The sequence below is a fragment of the Flavobacterium sp. JLP genome, from assembly GCF_015350755.1.
Taxonomy (GTDB): Bacteria; Bacteroidota; Bacteroidia; order Flavobacteriales; family Flavobacteriaceae; genus Flavobacterium.
This window is the reverse complement of the sequence record NZ_JADKPS010000001.1, coordinates 817,512-837,466: the sequence shown is the minus strand read 5'-3', so window position 1 is coordinate 837,466 and position 19,955 is coordinate 817,512. Positions and strand designations below refer to the sequence as shown.

General features: G+C 33.0%; 19 protein-coding genes. 9 read left to right on the top strand and 10 right to left on the bottom strand.

Annotated elements, in window-relative coordinates; translation table 11 throughout:
* Positions 1-12: 12 nt before the first annotated feature.
* Both IRZ83_RS03795 and IRZ83_RS03790 read right to left on the bottom strand, forming a co-directional pair.
* Positions 13-777: a TIGR02757 family protein gene (locus IRZ83_RS03795; RefSeq protein ID WP_194566935.1), complete on the bottom strand. Its 765-nt coding sequence runs from the start codon at positions 775-777 to the stop codon at positions 13-15.
* A gap of 25 nt (positions 778-802) precedes the next feature.
* Positions 803-1,468 carry an ABC transporter ATP-binding protein gene (locus IRZ83_RS03790; protein WP_194566933.1) on the bottom strand — a complete coding sequence of 222 codons (666 nt, stop codon included), beginning with the start codon at positions 1,466-1,468 and terminating at the stop codon, positions 803-805.
* 293 nt (positions 1,469-1,761) lie between these two features.
* On the opposite strand from IRZ83_RS03790, the gene IRZ83_RS03785 reads away from it, so the two are divergent.
* Entirely contained in the window at positions 1,762-2,061 is a 300-nt protein-coding gene (locus IRZ83_RS03785) for a hypothetical protein (RefSeq protein WP_029269120.1), read from the top strand.
* On the opposite strand, the gene IRZ83_RS03780 is transcribed toward IRZ83_RS03785, so the two are convergent.
* The 6 genes from IRZ83_RS03780 to IRZ83_RS03755 all read right to left on the bottom strand — a co-directional run bounded on the left by IRZ83_RS03780 (position 2,058) and on the right by IRZ83_RS03755 (position 6,965).
* On the bottom strand, positions 2,058-2,360 hold the full coding sequence (locus IRZ83_RS03780) for a DUF6787 family protein (RefSeq protein ID WP_029269122.1): 303 nt from the start codon (positions 2,358-2,360) through the stop codon (positions 2,058-2,060). The two genes, IRZ83_RS03785 and IRZ83_RS03780, sit on opposite strands and share 4 nt — an antisense overlap.
* Before the next feature lie 33 nt (positions 2,361-2,393).
* Complete coding sequence (locus tag IRZ83_RS03775) at positions 2,394-2,834, bottom strand: DUF6146 family protein (protein ID WP_194566931.1); 441 nt, start codon at positions 2,832-2,834, stop codon at positions 2,394-2,396.
* Positions 2,835-2,989: 155 nt separating this feature from the next.
* Complete coding sequence (locus IRZ83_RS03770) at positions 2,990-3,553, bottom strand: hypothetical protein (protein ID WP_194566930.1); 564 nt, start codon at positions 3,551-3,553, stop codon at positions 2,990-2,992.
* A 102-nt stretch (positions 3,554-3,655) separates the two neighbouring features.
* Positions 3,656-4,606: a D-2-hydroxyacid dehydrogenase gene (locus tag IRZ83_RS03765; protein WP_194566929.1), complete on the bottom strand. Its 951-nt coding sequence runs from the start codon at positions 4,604-4,606 to the stop codon at positions 3,656-3,658.
* A 122-nt stretch (positions 4,607-4,728) separates the two neighbouring features.
* A complete protein-coding gene (gene serC / locus IRZ83_RS03760; RefSeq protein ID WP_194566928.1) occupies positions 4,729-5,799 on the bottom strand; it encodes a 3-phosphoserine/phosphohydroxythreonine transaminase in 1,071 nt (356 codons plus the stop codon).
* Positions 5,800-5,891: 92 nt separating this feature from the next.
* On the bottom strand, positions 5,892-6,965 hold the full coding sequence (locus tag IRZ83_RS03755) for an acyl-CoA reductase (RefSeq protein WP_194566927.1): 1,074 nt from the start codon (positions 6,963-6,965) through the stop codon (positions 5,892-5,894).
* A gap of 155 nt (positions 6,966-7,120) precedes the next feature.
* Between IRZ83_RS03755 and IRZ83_RS03750 the strand changes: the two genes are divergently transcribed.
* Together IRZ83_RS03750 and IRZ83_RS03745 are read left to right on the top strand one after the other, a co-directional pair.
* Positions 7,121-7,474 carry a 4Fe-4S dicluster domain-containing protein gene (locus tag IRZ83_RS03750; RefSeq protein WP_194566926.1) on the top strand — a complete coding sequence of 118 codons (354 nt, stop codon included), beginning with the start codon at positions 7,121-7,123 and terminating at the stop codon, positions 7,472-7,474.
* A gap of 166 nt (positions 7,475-7,640) precedes the next feature.
* Positions 7,641-8,804, top strand: coding sequence for a hypothetical protein (locus tag IRZ83_RS03745; protein WP_194566925.1), 1,164 nt, complete (start codon positions 7,641-7,643; stop codon positions 8,802-8,804).
* A gap of 32 nt (positions 8,805-8,836) precedes the next feature.
* Here the strand turns inward: IRZ83_RS03745 and IRZ83_RS03740 are convergent, their stop codons facing one another.
* Complete coding sequence (locus tag IRZ83_RS03740; protein ID WP_194566923.1) at positions 8,837-9,583, bottom strand: class I SAM-dependent DNA methyltransferase; 747 nt, start codon at positions 9,581-9,583, stop codon at positions 8,837-8,839.
* A 78-nt stretch (positions 9,584-9,661) separates the two neighbouring features.
* A complete protein-coding gene (locus IRZ83_RS03735) occupies positions 9,662-12,316 on the bottom strand; it encodes a TonB-dependent receptor (protein WP_029269136.1) in 2,655 nt (884 codons plus the stop codon).
* A gap of 321 nt (positions 12,317-12,637) precedes the next feature.
* Between IRZ83_RS03735 and ychF the strand changes: the two genes are divergently transcribed.
* From ychF to IRZ83_RS03705, 6 genes are all read left to right on the top strand, one after another.
* Positions 12,638-13,732, top strand: coding sequence for a redox-regulated ATPase YchF (gene ychF, locus IRZ83_RS03730; RefSeq protein WP_194566921.1), 1,095 nt, complete (start codon positions 12,638-12,640; stop codon positions 13,730-13,732).
* A gap of 459 nt (positions 13,733-14,191) precedes the next feature.
* A complete protein-coding gene (locus IRZ83_RS03725) occupies positions 14,192-15,157 on the top strand; it encodes a YihY/virulence factor BrkB family protein (RefSeq protein WP_194566920.1) in 966 nt (321 codons plus the stop codon).
* Positions 15,154-15,678: an NADPH-dependent FMN reductase gene (locus IRZ83_RS03720; protein ID WP_194566919.1), complete on the top strand. Its 525-nt coding sequence runs from the start codon at positions 15,154-15,156 to the stop codon at positions 15,676-15,678. Before IRZ83_RS03725 ends, IRZ83_RS03720 begins: the two co-directional genes overlap by 4 nt.
* Before the next feature lie 4 nt (positions 15,679-15,682).
* Positions 15,683-16,663, top strand: a complete 981-nt coding sequence (locus IRZ83_RS03715) for a transglutaminase domain-containing protein (protein ID WP_194566918.1) — start codon at positions 15,683-15,685, stop codon at positions 16,661-16,663.
* An 85-nt stretch (positions 16,664-16,748) separates the two neighbouring features.
* Positions 16,749-17,924: a nicotinate phosphoribosyltransferase gene (gene pncB / locus IRZ83_RS03710; RefSeq protein ID WP_194566917.1), complete on the top strand. Its 1,176-nt coding sequence runs from the start codon at positions 16,749-16,751 to the stop codon at positions 17,922-17,924.
* A 162-nt stretch (positions 17,925-18,086) separates the two neighbouring features.
* Positions 18,087-19,955, top strand: a complete 1,869-nt coding sequence (locus IRZ83_RS03705; protein ID WP_194566916.1) for a DNA topoisomerase IV subunit B — start codon at positions 18,087-18,089, stop codon at positions 19,953-19,955.

The following is a 19,955-nucleotide window of genomic DNA, read 5'->3' as shown; positions in this document are numbered from 1 at the left end:
TAATTATCAAAATCAAAACCCTTCAAAAACACCCAAACCAAATAAGGCAAAATCATATTTTACAGGATCTCTTGCATCCATTTTACGAAGTTGTAAATCTAATTCAGCTAATGCTTTTGCGTCATTTTGCTTTCGCGAAAGTATTCCAAGTTTGCGCGCTACATTTCCTGAATGAACATCCAGCGGACAAGATAATGCTGCAGGCGAAATAGTTTTCCAAATTCCTAAATCAACTCCTTTAGAATCCTGACGCACCATCCATCGCAGATACATATTAATTCTTTTGGCGGCCGAATTGTTTAACGGATCTGAAATGTGTTTTTGGGTTCGAGGCAAATGATCGATTTCAAAAAATAATTTCTTGAATTCATGAATGCTTTTCTGTAAACTGTTTAGTTCTTGGTTTTTAGAAAAAACAGTTTCTAAGCCATTATGGTTTTTATAAATGTGCTGCAATCCTTTTATAAAGCTTCCAAAATCTTTTCCGTTAAAAGTTCTGTGTACAAAATTTTCCAATCTCGCCAGATCTTCTTCAGAATGAGACATCACAAAATCGTAGGGTGTGTTTCCCATTAATTCCATCATTTGATGTGAATTTTTGATAATCATTTTACGATTTCCCCAAGCGATTGTAGCGCTTAAAAAACCAGCAATTTCAATATCTTCTTTTAATGAAAACAAATGTGGAATCTGCACTGGATCACTTTCAATAAAATCTTGATTGTTGTATTGAATGACTTTTTCGTCTAGAAATTCTTTGAGTTCTAATTTATTCATAATAATGTTGAACAGCGATTTAGTTTTAATTGCTAATCTGTCCGTCTACCATAATTAATTTTCGATCTGCCATATTGGCTAATTCTTCGTTGTGTGTTACGATTACAAATGTTTGTCCGAATTCATCACGAAGCTGAAAAAATAATTGGTGCAAATTTTCAGCAGAATGAGTGTCTAAATTTCCAGACGGTTCATCGGCAAAAATAACATCTGGTTTATTGATTAGAGCTCTCGCAACAGCTACACGTTGCTGTTCTCCTCCTGAAAGTTCGTTTGGTTTGTGATTTATGCGATGCGATAATCCTAAATATGTCAGCAGTTTTTTAGCTTCATCTTCTGTTTCAGATGGTTTCTTGCCTGCAATATAAGCAGGAATGCAAACATTTTCTAAAGCTGTAAACTCAGGCAAAAGCTGATGAAACTGAAAAATAAAGCCTAAATTCATATTTCTGAATTTCGACAAAGCTTTGTCATTAAGGCCTAAAATATTTTCTCCATTTATAGTTAATGAAGTTTCAATATTTGATTTTGATGGTTTGTCCAGCGTTCCTAAAATATGCAGTAAAGTGGTTTTTCCAGCTCCAGAAGCCCCTACAATCGAAACAATTTCTCCTTTTTTAATGTGCAGGTCAACTCCTTTTAAAACCTCAAGCTGGTCGTAGAATTTATGTATATTTTTTGCGTGTATCATTTTTTGAAACTGTTTCTACAAAGAAACAAAGATTCTGCCGATATAAAAATTCGTTCTAACAGAAATTTATGAAAGTATTTAGCGGTAAGAGCTAAAGAAAACCTACGTGTCAATGTTCTTCAAATAAATGTATTTTAATAATGGAATGACTTTTGAGTAATAAGTTTTGCAAATATCAAGTTTCTAGAAAAATAATCACTTAGAAACGTGGTAATTAAGAAATAAATTTGAAAAAATAAATAAGCTGATTAAAAGTAAAACTTTTAAATTAGAACAATCTAAATTCAATTAAAATGCAGGAAGTTAAAGTAATAAGAGAAGACGATAGAACTAGAAAACTACTATTAGGTTTGCTTTTGGATGGAATCGGAATGATTTCGTTCAGTATTCCGTTAATTGGAGAATTCTCAGATGTCATTTGGGCGCCTATTGCCGCATTTATAATGACAAGAATGTACAAAGGCAGAGTAGGGAAAGTGGCTAGTATTTTGACATTTGTTGAGGAAATAATTCCATTTACAGATGTTATTCCTTCATTTACACTTACGTGGATTTACACTTACTATTTTCAAAAACAGGATAAGGAAATTTAGTCTTTAAAAAGAAAACCTAATCCCATTTTTTTTAGCATTTTCTTTTCAAAATTCCAAAAAAAGCGGAATTGCCCAAAAATACTCCCAATTATAACTAATAAAACTTGATAGATAGGAAAAATAATCAATAAGCGGATTAAGGTAAACCAACCTCCAAAATCTTCCTTGCTAATACCCAGCCAAACGCAAAAAGGCTTAGACAGCCATGCAGATGCCGATCCGGTGATCGCAAAAACGATAAAGATAATAATGGCTTGTAAGTTTGAGGTAATTCCCCAGCGTTTCTTTAATCTGTTCATTCTTTATTTATAACAATTACAAATATAAGAACATTATCGTATTGGTACATATCCGCCTAGCTTTTGTTTGTATGTATTTTGAAAATAAATCATATAATTGTAAATCAGGTAATTTACTTCATAACCGTAATGAATCTGAGGTTGATAATCAATACGCATTTCATACAAATTTGGATTATATCGCTGTGGCTGATTGACTCTGTTATTCCACTCGGTTACATACAGATAATTTTTGTTTTCAAGATAAGACAATGAATAATAATTTCTGGGCTGTGCCATAGATGCCAGCCAAGTGCTGAAACCGCTATCAATAATAATTACTTCATATTCTAAAGAGTCATTTGCAATTCTTACAGTATCATTTATATTTTTGTTTGCTTTACCCGCATTTGCCTCTGCTACAGTATTTTTTGATGCTGTAGAACAAGCAACTATCGTAAATAGAACTATTAATATGTAAATGCAATTTTTCATAATACTGATTATCAGATCTAAATTTACAAATAAATCAGGAAAGAGTTTTATTTTTTAACAGTTTATAGTGAGGTTCAAAGTGACAAAGGTTCAAAGTGACAAGATTTTAAAAACCTTTGTTCCTTTGAACCTGTAATCCTTTATAACTTTAAAAGTTATTTACTTCCAAACAATCTCCCAATAAATCCTGAGATGCCACCTTTGGTTTTGGCAACTACTAGAACATCAGCAACATCAACTTTTCCGTCGGCGTTTTGGTCTAGGCCAAACTGCATTCCGTATTTGGAGATTGTATCCATTATACTTGACGCTTGGCCACTGTTTCCTGAAATTGAATTGATGATATCAGAAATTTGAAAGCTGTTGTCGTTAGGATCTTTAGCTTTGTTTATTAAAGAATTCAAAACCTGTGGAATCATGCTTGAAGCTACACCCGCAGAGTCAGCGCTGCTTAATCCGAATTTTTCACCTAGGCTTCCGGTTAACTGTTGTGTTATTTGCTGTACAACGGGATTTGAACTGTCTAATTTAGAAGTTCCGTTAAATAAACCTGCTAGTTGTTCTGCTCCTCCTTCTGAAGCAATTTTTTGTAGTCCCGCAAAAATAGAATTGCTGGTCTCGCTTATTACGGCTTCATTATGTTCATTTGGGACAGCAGTATTTTTAACAATGGCATCGCCTCCGTATTGCTGTACTAATTGGGTCAATTGTTCAAACATGATATTTAGATTTAGATTAGACGACAAAATTAATCAAAAAAGAAAGGGATTTACTACAAATAAGCAGTAAATCCCTCTAAAGTTAATCTATTTTTTGATTACTTAGCTCAACAAAGAAATAATTTGTGATGCTAGTTCTGTACCAATTCTGTCTTGTGCTTCTCCAGTTGCAGCTCCAATGTGTGGAGTCAAAGAAATTTTTGGATGCATTAAAATTGTCATTTCTGGTTTTGGCTCGCTTTCAAAAACGTCTAATCCAGCAAAAGCAACTTTTCCTGAATCTAAAGCTTTTATTAAAGCAACTTCGTCAATTACGCCGCCACGTGCACAGTTTACGATTCCGACACCATCTTTCATGATCTCAAATTCTTTTTCACCAATAATATAACCATCTTGAGCCGGAACGTGCAATGTAATGAAATCAGCTTCTTTAAACAAAGATTCTAATGATTGAGAAACGATTGTAGTTGTAATGGATTGTCCGTCAAAAAATTCTACTTTAATGTCTACTTTTGGAATAAAACTATCTGCAGCGATAACTTTCATTCCTAAACCAAGCGCCATTTTTGCAGTTGCCTGACCAATACGTCCAATACCAACAATACCAAGTGTTTTTCCTCTTAATTCAACACCATTTGCGTAAGCTTTTTTCAAACCATCAAAGTTTGAATCTCCTTCAAGAGGCATATTTCTGTTAGAATCATGCAAAAAACGAACACCAGAAAATAAGTGTCCAAATACCAATTCAGCAACAGATTCTGATGATGAAGCAGGTGTATTAATTACATGAATCCCTTTGCTTTTAGCGTAATCAACGTCAATATTATCCATACCAACACCACCGCGTCCGATAACTTTAAGACCTGGGCAAGCATCAATAATATCTTTACGAACTTTAGTTGCACTACGAACTAAAACTACGTCTACATTGTTTTCATTCACAAAATTAGCAACTTGTTCTTGAGCTACTTTTGTAGTTATAACTTCAAATCCGCCTTTTTCTAAGGCTAGAATTCCACTTTTAGAAATTCCATCATTGGCTAATACTTTCATTTTTTTTTTGATATTTAAAGATTGAAAAATTTCATAATTGAAATATTCAATCTGAATTGTTAGAATGAAAAAACAGAATGATTTAGATATAAAAAAATCTTTAAGTCATTCAATATTTCAATTTAAATCTTTGTTTCCAATGCTTTCATTACATCAACTAAAACCTGAACACTTTCTATAGGCATAGCGTTGTAAATAGAAGCTCTGTAGCCACCTACTGAACGGTGTCCTGGCAATCCTGAAATTCCTGCAGCTTTCCATAAAGCATCAAAAGTTTCTGTATGATCAGGGTTGTTTAATAAGAAAGTAACATTCATTTTAGAACGGTCTTCAACAGCAGCAGCACCTTTAAATAATGGGTTTCTGTCGATTTCAGCATAAAGTAAATCTGCTTTTGCATCGTTTAATTTTTCGACAGCAACGATTCCGCCTTTTTCTTTAATCCATTGTAAAGTTAATAACGAAACGTAAACTGCAAAAACAGGTGGCGTATTGTACATACTTTCTGCTTTGATATGTTTAGCGTAGTCTAACATACTTGGAATTGTTCTTCCGTTTTTTTCTAAAATTTCTTCTTTAACCACTACCAGAGTAGTTCCTGCAGGACCCATATTTTTTTGAGCTCCGGCATAAATTAAATCAAATTTTGAGAAATCTAAATCACGTGAAAATATATCAGAACTCATATCGCAAACAACAGGAATGTTAGTTGCCGGGAATTCTTTCATTTGAGTTCCAAAAATGGTGTTGTTGCTTGTACAGTGAAAATAATCAGCATCACTTGGTATTGTATATCCTTTTGGAATATGGTTGTAATTTTCTTCTTTTGAAGAAGCTACAACAACAGTTTCTCCAAAATACTTAGCTTCTTTTATTGCAGCAGTTGCCCAAGTTCCTGAATCTAAATAAGCCGCTTTTCCGTTTTCTTTCATCAAGTTATAAGGAGCCATTAAGAATGCAGTACTTGCTCCGCCTTGTAAAAATAAGGCTTGATATCCTTTTCCTTGAAGTCCTAATAATTCTAAAGCAAGCGAACGAGCTTCATCCATAACAGCAACGAAATCTTTGCTTCGGTGCGAAATTTCAAGAATAGAAAGTCCTGAATCATTAAAATTTAAAATTGCTTTTGATGCCTTCTCAAAAACTTCCTGAGGTAAAATACTTGGTCCTGCGCTGTAGTTGTGTTTTTTCATGGTTGTTGTTAATAGTCGAAATTTTAAAGACGCAAATTTCGGCAATAGGAGCTGAAAAAGCGATAAATTATTCGAAATAATTAAACATATTTTTACTTTGTTGTTAACAAAAACGTTATAGTATCTACGTTATCTGCATAATCCCACAATTGAGGATTTTGGGTTTGTCCGAAGGGAATGCTGTTTTGAATTAAATCACCGCTCACAATGCATTGAATTTGCTCAGAATCAGCTTCAAGACGCGCTTTTAAATCGTCTATATTCTCATAGAATTCGTAAAAAACACTCGAAATAGGCGAGGCATAGCTCGGATCTTCTTTTAAAGTCAAAAAGCCGTTATCTAATAATTTAAAATTGCTCATTAAAAATACAGCCTTATTATAGTCATAATTGTTAGCGTATTTTTCGTAATGAATTACATCCTGATATTTAAAAATAGCTTGAAAAAATGCATCAAATGTGTAGCCTTTCGGAACAAAAAGTTTCGAAACATTGCGGCATCCTAAACCGAAGTACCGAAAAATATCTTCGCCTAAAGCTTCTAATTGTTCGTGGGTTTCTTTTCCGCTTAAGACTGCTGCGGAATTTCTATTTTTTCGAATGATTGAAGGCTTATCTTTAAAATAATATTCAAAATATCGTGAAGTATTGTTGCTTCCAGTGGCAATAACCGTATCAAAGTTTTGCAGTTTTCCTTCCACGAAAGTGATCTTATCATTTAAATTTTCATCAACAGCAATTAAATATTTAGCTAAAAAAGGCAATAAATGCTGATCGTTAGAAGAAGTTTTAATTAATGCTTTATTTCCAGTAATTAAAACAGACAAAAAATCATGAAAACCTACGAGGGGAATATTGCCAGCTAAAATTAAGGCAACCGTTTTCTCTTTATGATCTGCTTGATTAAATTCTGTGACATATTTAGAAAGCCATTTATCAATGTTTTCTTCTGTCAAGGCCTCTGCCCAAGAATTTATTGCAAAATAAACTTGTTCAGGTGTATACCATCCGTTATGAGATTGAGATAAATGTATTAATTTTTCAAAATCATCAAAAAAGATTTCGTTGTATAAAACGGCAGATTTTTTTTCAGATTTCTCTTCAGAGAACTGACTTAAAAAATTTCCTAATTCAACAAAAACACTTTTTTTTGTTTCTAATGTCATAATGTTTGCTTATGAATTGTTTTGATTGTAATTTTGCACAAAAATAAGCATAAATAAGTCGAAAGTCAAAAGTCATCAGGCCAAAAGCCGAAAATGTCTTTTTATATTTTTTTGACTTTATAACTTTAAGACTTTTAATTTTAAGACTAAGAAAAATGGCAATAATTATAACTGACGAATGCATAAACTGTGGGGCTTGTGAACCAGAGTGCCCAAATACAGCAATTTATGAAGGCGCTGATGATTGGAGATATAAAGATGGTACAAGTCTTAAAGGAAAAGTAATCTTACCAGATGGAACTGAAGTTGATGCAGATGATGCTCAAACCCCAATTTCTGACGAAGTATATTATATTGTTCCAGGAAAATGTACGGAGTGTAAGGGTTTTCATGATGAACCGCAATGTGCTGCTGTATGTCCTGTTGATTGTTGTGTACCAGACGATAATCATGTTGAAGACGAAGAAACCTTGTTGAACAGACAAGCGTTTTTGCATGGTGATGTATAAAATTTAAAGTAAAATATTGAAATCCTGAGTGTTAAGCTCAGGATTTTTTTTTAGCATTTATGCAGGTTTAATGGGAGTTTTGTTTTTGATGATCAATGTTTTGGTGAACAAATGTTAATTTATAAAGAATAATTTAATATATTAGTCGAAAATTTAATAATAGCAAATGAGAACACTGTTAATTTTATTTGTCGTATTATTTAGCAACACTCTTTTTGGTCAAAATGAAACATATTCTATAATTGTAAAAGATATAGAAACACAGTTGCCTATTGAAGATGCAATGGTTGTTGTTTTAAAAACCAAACAGATTTTAATGAGTAATAAAGAAGGTAAAGTAACTTTTGTTCTCAAAGGTGGCTCAAACATTGAGGTTTCTCAAACTGATTATGAGCCTCTAACACTTCGCTGGGCATCTTTAAAAGAAAATGATTTTGTAGTTTATTTAAATAATAAGAACACAAAACTCGACGAAATTGTGGTATCCAAACAATCTCCACAAAAAATGCTTCAAAAAATAGTTTCTAATTCTAGACAAAAATTAGCGGCTTCTTATCGGTTAAAAGTATATGTGAGAGAGTTTTTTATGCTTGACAGCAAATATTCTTATTATAACGACGGATTAGTGAATTTTCAGTTTACAGGTAATCAAAAAAAATCATCTACCACATTATTAGTAGAACAAAATAGATCTTATGGTTTGTTGGAAACAGATGTGAGTGCGGATTTAATGGGGTATAATTTGAATAATATTATGGAAAATTATGCAAACCTAAATTATTTTGATCCTATTTTAGATTCAAAAGCCAAGAAAGAATATGAATTTAGCACAAAGGGACATCCTACCAATCCAGAATATTATATAATGTCTATTTCGCCTCTAGACAAATCTAAAAAAGCGCTGGATACTTTTGAAATTATCTATGATCCGATAAAAAAGTTAATTCTGGAATTCAGCATAACTATTACTCCTGGAAATCTTGCTCAAATTGAAGAACAAACAAAAATAGGTTCTAAAAATGTAACCAAATCTGTTGTCAAGGTAAGTTATAGAGTTGATGGAGAAGACTATTATTTACTGACTTCAAACGAAGAGATTGCATATGATCTTATTTTAAAAGATAAAATTAAAAATATTCAGGTTCGCAATAATTTTATTACGACCAACTTCAACAGGCAAAATTTTACCTATAAAGAGAGTGATGTTTTTAAAGAAAAATCACTATTCAATAAAAAGAATAAAGTATTGACCAACTATTGGGATATTTCTGGATTTACAGCCACCGAAGAAGAAAAAGGAATTATAAATGGGCTGGAATTTAAAATGTAATTAAAAAACCTGAGTTTAAACTCAGGTTTTTTTTAGGACTTTCTTTTTGCTACAATAACATAAGTATCATAAGCATAGGTTTTTCGGTCTATAGTTTTTAGTACTTCGAAGTTATTCAAATATAAAAAAAGCTGTATTTCATTGAGTGTAAAAACGCGTACAGTCGAAAAATCATTTTCAAGAATTTCTTTTTCTCCATTTGTAATAATATAATACTGTGCTGTCCATTCTAGCATAAAGTTCTCTAGTGAATTGTTTGTGTCCCAATGGCTTTCTCTTATATAATTGATGTTCTCATAAACTGCTTGATGAATAATTACGGGATTATCTTTTGTAAAAGGAATAAAGCGGTTTGCATCAATAAAATCAAAAATCAGCACACCATTTTCAGTAAGGTTTTTATGCACGGATTCAAAAGTTCTATTGATGTCATCATTCGTAATCAAATAACTGGTAGATCTCCCGGTAATTAAAATTGAATCTACAGAACTGCTCAATTTAAATTCACGCATATCGCCTTGAAGAAATGTACAATCTTTATTGCGTTCTCTCGCAATTGAAATCATATCTTCACTATAATCCAGACCTGTATAATTTTGTTTGTTTTCTTGGAATCTTTTGGCGAGGTTTCCTGTTCCGCTTCCTATTTCTAAAATTGAAAAAGCATTGTTTTCTTGAACAAGTTTGTTGTAAAAAGTATATTCTTCGTCATAATTTACAAATGTCTGATACATCGCATCGTAAATCTTTGCCATTTTGCCATCATATAAATTTGCCATTGCCTTGATTTTTAATTATAAAAGTAAAAAAAAGACTGTCATATGACAGTCTTTTTAAATATTTAATTGTGTTTTAGATTAGAATTTATAGTTTAAAGATAAATTAAACATAGTACCTAACTGGCTGAAATGGAAACCGTCATATGTCATTTGAGAATAACGTCCATTAAAAGTAATTAAGTTGTATTGTGTTTTTGTTTGAGCTGGATCTGCTAATATTGCAGTTCCGGCAGCATTGTCTGCTTTAAATTCCCATTCTGGTAAAACATTAAATAAGTTGTTTACGTTTAGCGCGAAAGTTAATTTTTCAGTGGCATTAAAATTAATACCTAAATCAGTAACAACTTTAGGAATAAATTCTGTTCTTAAGTTAGCATCTAAACCATCTTGATTGAAGGTTGTTTTTCCAAAATAAGTATTGTTAAGAGAGAAACCAAATTTACCAATTTCGTAATTTCCGCCTAAGATCCATTTTGTTTTAGGTCTAGATGTAAAAGTCAAAGAAGTTAAAATATCTCCAAATGAGTTATTTGTTACAGGAGAAATTCTTTCATTTTGAAAAGTAACGTTTCCAGATAAGTTAATCCCTAATTTACCTGATCCAATTCCGATATTATTGTATCCAGTAACTACGTCTAAACCAGAAGTTCTTGAATCGAAAGAGTTAGAAAACCAAGCCACATTACCAAATGGAGTGTCTTGTCTGTCTCCTAATACAATTCTGTCTTCTACTTTAATGTTATAGTAATCTAAAGTAATATTAAAATCTCTGAAAGGTTTTGCACCAATACCAACAGTAATGTTTGTAGATTTTTCAGGATCTAATGATGGAATTCCTAATTGACGTGCTTGAGGAGAAACGTTATTGATAATACCGCTTACTTGAATTCCTTGTCCAGCTACGAAAGAATATTGCGATTTTTGAGTATAAATTTGGTGTAAAGTAGGCGCTCTGAAACCAGTTGAGATAGATCCTCTTAAAGTAATTTTATCATCTAAGAATTTATATCTTGTGCTTGCTTTCCAAACCGTTGCTCCACCAAAATCACTATATTCTTCGTGACGCACAGTTCCGTTAATTAAGAAGTCTTTTGTAATATCAAAAGCAACATCTAAATAAACACCTACATTGTAGCGATTCCATTTTCCTGAATTTTCAGGTCTGTTACCTGCAAAAGAGTCAGCTCCAGTTCCGTCCCAAGATGCTTTATCTCCTTCCATAACGGTGAAATATTCACTTCTAAACTCAGATCCAAAACCAATACTGATTTTGTCTGAAACAATTTTAGAGATATCAATATTTCCAACTACGTGATTAAAAGAAGTTCCACCTGGTTTAAACGAAATAGGGCTATTTTCTCTGTATACATTTTCGCCATTTTCGTCAACGATATTAGATCTGTTTACAGAGTTGTTTACAGAGTATACTTGTTTGTTTCCTCCAACAGTTATACTCGCATCAGTATTCCATCCATTTTTTACATTTTTGAAACCTAATGTACCGTTATAATCTGTTAAGTCACCTTCAAAAGTGGGTACGTAGCCTTCGTAAACTCTATTAGCACCAGTACCTTTTCCGAAAAAATCAATAAGATAAGGATCGTCTGCTAAAGTTCTCCAGTAAGGAGTTCTGTAATTCGCGAAAGAGTTTACTTTTTTATACACATAAGCAGCGTTGTAATATACTTTTGTGTTGTCGCTTATGTCGTTGCCTCCGTTAATAAGGAATTTAGCAGCAGCTGTTTCCGGAGAACCGTTAATGTTTCCAGCATCAGGATGTTTGGCAAGAAAAGCTTGCACATCAGCAATATCAGCGCCAAAATCTCCAGCATCTCCAGCGGCATCAACAGTTCCTGGTCTGTTTGCTAAATTTACTTTAGAGAAGTCAATAGTATAATTTAAGAATCCTTTTTCACCAACTGTAGTTCCGTTGTTTAAGCTAACGCCTAACATTTCTCCATCACCTTCAGAAGTGATACCGCTTCTTACCGTTAATGAGCCATCAGTTGCGTTTTTCTTTAAAATGATGTTCATTACACCAGCGATTGCATCAGAACCGTACTGAGCAGATGCACCATCACGAAGAATCTCAACTCTTTCGATTGCATCTGTAGGTATTGCAGAAATATCTGCACCTGTTTCTCCACGTCCCGGAGAAGTCTGTACATAAAGCAAAGAGCTTAAATTTTTACGTTTACCATTAATAAGGATCAAAGTTCTGCTAGGTCCCATATTTCTGATTTCGTAAGGGTCAAGTAAGGAAGTTGCATCATTTACAGGAGTTTGTACAGTATTAAAGGAAGGAATTTTATACTGCAGTGCCTTATCAAATGTAGCTTGTCCCGTCGAAGTTAAATCCTTTGAAGACAAAACATCAATAGGCAATGCACTTGTTGTATTACTTCTGGCTGCTGTTCTTGATCCTGTAACTACTACTTCGTCAAGATTTTGACCACTTTCTTCAGATAAAGAAACATCAATTGTAGAAGTAGAAGCAACTCTTGTAACACTGCTATAGCCCATATAACTAAAAATTAAAGAAGCACCTTCTTTTACTGTTATTTTATATGTCCCGTCAATATCGGTAGAAACACCGTTGTTAGTTCCTTTTTCTAAAATGTTGACTCCCGGAAGCGGTGTTCCTGTATTGTCTTTGACAACACCTGTAACTTGCTTTTGCGCAAAAATAAATAAGGTGTTAAATAGAAATAATAGTAATGCAATTTTTCTCATGTTAAAACTTGTTTTGGTTAAAATTTTAATAGCGGTTTGTTAAATATTGCGATAAAAGTAGTCTTATTTAACAAAATATTAGTAAAAAGTTTATTTTTTTTTAGGAAAAGTAGTAAAAAAACATATATCGTCATTTTTTGTTTAGTTACGAGCTATTAAATCTTATATTTGCAAAATTTTAGAGGCAAAATATATGATTTTGTCAAAAAATAAATTATAAGAAAAAACAATCAGTTTATATGCTAAATATTTGATTTAAAGTCAATAAAATAAGCGTCTGAGAAGATTAAATTCAAATAAAAAATAAATATTTATCTACATATGAAAGCAGGAATTGTAGGATTGCCAAATGTTGGAAAATCAACATTATTTAATTGTTTATCTAATGCAAAAGCGCAAAGTGCGAACTTCCCGTTTTGTACAATCGAACCTAATATTGGTGTTGTAAACGTTCCGGATCCGAGAATCAATAAATTAGAAGAATTGGTAAAACCAGAGCGCGTGCAAATGGCAACTGTAGATATTGTAGATATCGCAGGTTTGGTAAAAGGAGCGAGCAAAGGCGAAGGCTTAGGAAACCAATTTTTAGGAAACATTAGAGAGTGTAATGCTATTATTCACGTTTTACGTTGTTTTGATAATGACAATATTGTTCACGTAGATGGAAATGTAAATCCAATTCGGGATAAAGAAACTATCGATATCGAATTACAGCTAAAAGATTTAGAAACAGTTGAAAAACGTTTAGAAAAAGTAAATCGTGCAGCTAAAACTGGAAATAAAGAAGCGCAGACTGAAAAAGCACTTTTAGACAGAATCAGAGAAGCATTATTACAAGCGAAATCTGCTCGTACTATTGTACCTCAAGGTAACGATGAGGAAGTTTTAATGGAATCTTTCCAACTAATTACTGCAAAACCAGTTTTATACGTTTGTAATGTTGATGAAAATTCAGCTGTAAACGGAAACAAGTATGTAGACCAAGTTCGTGAATTAGTAAAAGACGAAGATGCTGAAGTTATCATTCTTTCAGTAGGAGCAGAGGCTGATATTACAGAATTAGAAAGCTACGAAGAGCGCCAGGTTTTCCTTGAAGATATGGGATTAACAGAGCCGGGAGCATCAGTTTTAATTCGTGCAGCTTACAAATTATTAAAACAACAAACTTACTTTACTGCAGGTGTAAAAGAAGTTCGTGCCTGGACCATCAATATTGGAGCAACAGCGCCACAAGCGGCTGGAGTTATCCACACTGATTTTGAAAAAGGATTCATTCGTGCTGAAGTTATTTCATACGAAGACTACGTTCAATACGGTTCTGAATCAAAAGCAAAAGAAGCAGGAAAATTCAAAGTTGAAGGAAAAGAATATATCGTAAAAGATGGTGATGTAATGCACTTCCGTTTCAACGTATAAATTCTAGAAAATAGAATAAAGAATAAAGAGAATAGACTTGAACTGCTGGAGAAATTCAGCAGTTTTTTTATGCTCTAAAAATCACGATTGTGAGGCTTATCGAAATGACAAACTAATCAGTTCAAATCCGTGTCATCCGCGAGCCATTGTTCAGAACCTATTTCCAGCTTTACTCTTCAAGATTTTTCCTTAATTTATTTTTTTGTCCGGCATAAAAAGAGCTTCCTCCGGTCGCTTTTTTATCACCGCAAAAAATATAAATTAATAAAAAATGCTTTCCGTTTCAATCTGGGGTAGACGTAAAATGCTTAAAATCAATTTTAATGAATATAAAAAGTTTCAAAATAATGGTTTTTCAAAATAATTTCACATGGTAAAAATGTAAACTTTAACGAAAAAGCGAGAATTTAAAATTTTCCTTATTTGCTAAATTTGATAGCATATTAAAAATCAAAAAATATGGTAAAAATCAAAAATATATTCGCCAAATCTTGGTTTCTTCTCAAGAATACTTTTTTAGAATTTAATGATGACAACGCTATTAAACTTAGTGCTGCATTAGCGTATTATACCATATTTGCACTACCTCCATTATTAATTATCATTATTACAATCTGTGGATTTTTCTTTGGAGAAGATGCTGTAACAGGACAATTGTACGGGCAAATAAACGGGTTAGTAGGAAATGGCGCCGCAATCCAGATTCAGGAAGCTATAAAAAATGTACAGCTTTCCGGAAGCAATGTTTTTGCAACCGTATTCGGAATTGTGATGCTGTTAATTGGAGCTTCAGGAGTTTTTGCTGAAATCCAAAGTTCTATCAATTTTATTTGGGGTTTGCGCGCCAAACCCGATAAAGGATTAAAAAAATTCATTCAGAACCGATTGATGTCATTCTCAATGATTGCCTCGGTTGGTTTTTTAATGCTTGTCAGTTTGTTTATAAATACAACACTTGATGTAGTCAGTTCACGTTTAAAAATATATTTTCCAGAAAGCACCGTTTACTTGTTTTACATTGTTAATACCGTAATTGTGCTGGCAAGTATTACGATACTTTTCGCAATTATTTTTAGAACATTGCCTGATGGAAAAATAAGATGGAAAGATGCTTTTATAGGCTCAGGAGTTACTGCTGTACTTTTTATGATTGGTAAATTTGCCATTGGTTTTTATTTAGGAAGTTCTACAGTTGCTTCTGTATACGGAGCAGCCGGCTCTGTAATAATTATTCTGGTTTGGGTCTATTATTCGGCAATTATTCTGTATTTTGGAGCAGAATTTACCAAAGTATATGCAAAATCATATGGAGGTAAAATTTATCCGAATGAATATTCAGTAGAAATAGCAAAAGAGATTTTTGAAATTGATACACCCAAAAACAAACCAATAGAAGACAAATTATTAAAAGAGCAAAAACCATGAAAATCATAGCATTTGGAGGAAGTAACAGTCAACATTCGATCAACAAAAAATTAGCTGCTTACGCAGCAAGTTTATTCGAAAATGCCGAAGTCGAAGTTTTAGATTTAAATGATTTCGCAATGCCATTATTTAGCGTAGATCTTGAAAAACAAGTAGGACAGCATGAACTTGCAAAAGCATTTCTTGCTAAACTGCAGAGTGCAGATATTTTAGTTGTTTCGCTTGCCGAAAACAACAATAACTACTCAACAGCATTTAAAAACCTATTCGATTGGAGTTCTAGAATTACCAAAGAAGTTTTTCAGCAAAAACCAATGTTATTATTGGCAACTTCTCCTGGATCAAGAGGAGGAGCGTCAGTTTTAGAAATTGGCCGCAATGCCTTACCAAGATATGGAGCTCAAATAAAAGGCAGTTTTTCATTGCCTGCTTTTAATGCAAATTTTGATTTAGAAGAAAATAAAATTTCAAATACAGAGTTAAATAAAGAGCTGAAAGACATTATTAAATCTAGTTTTTAAGTACATGCCAACAAAAAAAATCCTTTTTTTATTCCTTTCTATAAATTTAATTTTGCTGCAATCTTCATTTGCGCAAAAATATACTGCTGTAGATAATATTGTTTTAAAATATCCTAAAAACTTCGATACAACTGAAGATTTGGCAGAAAGAATACAAAAAGATTTTACCTCAGAACACGATAAAGCAAGAGCCATTTTCAGCTGGATGGCCTTCAATATAAAATACGATTTTGCCACTTTTTTAAATCCTCCAAGAACACAGGGTTTTACTTATAGCAGCGAAGCAGAAAAACAAAGAAAAATAAAACAGCTCAATGATAAACTAATTCAAAAAGCATTTAAATCTCAGAAAGCAGTTTGTGAAGGTTTTACAGCTTTATATCAACATTTAGCTTCTCTGGTTGGCTTAAAATCTGAAATTATCAGAGGAGATTCTAAAACGAGATTAGCTGACATTGGAAGAAAAAACACTACTTCAAATCATGCGTGGAATACTGTTTTAATTGACGGAAAATGGCGGCTTGTTGATGTAACTTGGGCACAGGGCTATTATGACAGCAGTAAAGGCAAAATGATAAAAGAGTTTGCCCCGGTTTATTTTGATACAGATCCAGATTATTTTTTTGCTAAACATTTTCCTGATTCGGGGTCTTATTTAGGAAATAAATTAGATAGAAATGAATTCTTAAACGGACCTTTAATCTATAATAAAGCAATTGAAGGAGATAATAAAGTTAAAGAACCAACTGCTGGAATACTTGAAGTTAAAAGAGGAGATAAAATAACTTTTGAGATTAAAAACGTTTCAAAATCAGATTTATTTTTTTATCTGAATAAAAAGAATCAGCCTGTTAAAATTCAAAATTCTAAGGAAAAAAGAGGAGGTTTAGAATTTCAAATTACTTTTGATAATATGATCGGAGATTATCTTACTTTTTTTCTGGATACAAACAGTATTGTTTCTTTTAAAGTAGTTTCAAAGTAGTATTTTCAATATGTTTGCTTTATTGAATTTTCTTCTTTTATCGAATTGCCGTATCTTAGCAATTCATGATCTGAATTAATACGCCATGGAAACTACCTTTCTGAAATCAATCTTAGATAATGATTTCTATAAATTTACAATGCAGCATGCTGTAATTAGACTTTTTCCAAAAGCTAAGGTACGTTATGGTTTTATTAATCGAGGAAAACATGTTTTTCCTTCAGGCTTTGCAGATTTACTTCGAAAATCGGTTGATGCAATGGCTAATTTACGATTGACAAAGGACGAGAAAAATTATTTGTCACATCACTGTCCATATTTAGATCCCACTTATTTAGATTTTCTCCAAGGATATATTTATGATCCATCTGAAGTTCAAATCAGTCAAGAAGGCTCAGAAATAAAAGTTACTATTGAAGGTTTTTGGTACAGAACCATTTTGTGGGAAGTGCCATTAATGGCTTTAATCTCAGAACTCTTTTATAAAGCCAATCATTTAATTCGCTTAAATGATGAAGCTATAAAAGAGCTGACCAAAAACAAGATTGACAATTATAATAAACTCGGAGTTTCTGTTTTAGAATTTGGTACAAGACGACGCCATTCTTATGATGTGCATGTTTTAGTAAATGAAACTTTGAGCGCTTATGGTAATAGTAGTTTTTTAGGAACTAGTAATGTGCATTTTGCAATGGTTAACAACAAACGACCTTTAGGCACGCATGCACACGAATGGTTTATGTTTCATGCGGCGCAATATGGTTTTAAAATGGGAAATTTAATCAGCCTCGAACATTGGACACAAGTGTACGGAGGCGATCTCGGAATTGCGCTGACTGATACTTACACAACGGATATATTTTTCAATCAATTTGATAAAAAATACTCCAAACTTTTTGATGGTGTTAGACATGACAGCGGCGATCCCGTAGAGTTTGCACAAAAGGTAATTTCGCACTATACTAAAATGGGAATTGACCCTAAATCTAAAGCAATTGTTTTTTCGGATTCGCTCAATTTTGAGAAGGTAAAAATAATAGCCGATTTCTGCAGAGATAAAATAAAAATGTCTTTTGGCATCGGAACAAATTTTACCAATGATGTTGGCCTTCCATCTATGAATATGGTCATAAAACTAACAGATACAAGACCCGATAATACGCATTGGCAAGGTGTTGTAAAACTTTCTGACGAAAAAAACAAAAACACGGGAACGCCCGAAATGATTGCTTTAGCAAAACAAGTCCTCGGAATAAAATAAGATTTTTTTGTTTCATAGCTGTTTTTTTATATTTTTAACGGTCGTATTTTTTTTAAATCAAATTAAATAGAAATCAAAGCTGTTATAATTCGTAACAAAAAAAAAATACGCTTTCATTTTTTGACTATAAATGGTACATTAGCCAAAAATCCAATTTACTTTATGCTAGAGCAAAATCAATATACCGAAGATAATATTCGATCACTCGATTGGAAAGAACATATCCGTATGCGTCCCGGAATGTATATCGGGAAATTGGGAGATGGATCTTCACCGGATGATGGTATTTATATTCTTCTAAAAGAGGTTTTAGACAACTGTATCGATGAATTCGTAATGGGTTCTGGAAAAACTATTGAAGTAACGATAAAAGACAAAACGGTTTCTGTTCGTGATTACGGACGTGGAATTCCGTTAGGAAAAGTAGTCGATGTAGTTTCAAAAATGAATACGGGTGGAAAGTACGATTCTAAAGCTTTTCAGAAATCAGTTGGTTTAAACGGTGTCGGAACAAAAGCGGTAAATGCACTTTCGAATTATTTCCGTGTAGAATCGGTACGTGATGATAAACAAAAAGGGGCAGAGTTTTCTGCAGGAAATCTAGTTCTTGAAGAAGATATAATCGATACAACAAAACGAAAAGGAACGAAAGTTACTTTTACACCAGATGAAACGATTTTCAAAAATTATAAATTCCGTTTAGAATACGTTATTAAAATGGTTAAAAACTATTGTTACTTAAACAATGGTTTGACAATTATTTTTAATGGAGAAAAATACATTTCAGAAAACGGACTTCGTGATTTATTAGAAGAAACAATCAGCGAAGATGATCTTGAATATCCAATTATCCATTTGAAAGATCATGATATCGAGATCGCTTTAACGCACAGTAAAACGCAGTACAGCGAAGAATATCACTCTTTTGTAAACGGTCAGAATACAACACAGGGAGGAACTCACTTAGCGGCTTACAGAGAAGCAATTGTAAAAACCATTCGTGAGTTTTATAATAAAAATTTTGAAGCATCAGATGTCCGTAAATCGATTGTAAGTGCTATCAGCATTAAAGTAATGGAACCAGTTTTTGAGTCTCAGACCAAAACCAAATTAGGTTCTACAGATATGGGTTCTGATGACGGAACACCAGCCGTTTCTGTACGTACGTTTGTAAATGATTTTGTAAAAAATAAACTTGATAATTATTTACATAAAAACCCTCCAACTGCCGAAGCTTTATTGCGTAAAATTCTGCAGGCAGAACGCGAACGTAAAGAATTATCAGGAATTAGAAAACTGGCTACAGAGCGTGCTAAAAAGGCCAATCTTCATAATAAAAAATTAAGAGACTGCCGAGCGCATCTTCCAGATACTAAAAACCCTAGAAACTTAGAAAGTACGCTTTTTATCACCGAGGGAGATTCGGCTTCCGGATCGATTACAAAGTCGCGCGACGTAAATACGCAAGCTGTTTTTAGTTTACGTGGTAAGCCTTTGAATTCTTACGGAATGACGAAGAAAATTGTGTATGAAAATGAAGAATTCAATTTACTGCAAGCCGCTTTAGATATCGAAGATGGACTAGAAAAGTTACGCTACAACAATATCGTAATTGCAACCGATGCCGATGTCGACGGAATGCACATTCGTTTGTTGCTGATTACCTTTTTTCTTCAGTTTTTCCCAGAATTGATAAAAGAAGGGCATTTGTATATTTTACAGACGCCTCTTTTCAGGGTTAGAAACAAGAAAGAAACTATTTATTGTTATTCTGAAGAAGAAAGAAAAGACGCGATCGAAAAACTAAAACCAAAACCAGAAATCACACGATTTAAGGGTTTGGGAGAAATTTCGCCAGATGAGTTCAAGAATTTCATTGGAGAAACAATTCGCCTTGACCCGATTATGATGGATAAAAACACTTCGATAGAGCAATTATTGTCCTTTTATATGGGAAAAAACACGCCGGACCGACAAGAGTTTATTATCAAAAATTTGAAAGTAGAATTGGATGCGGTTGAAGAAGTTTAA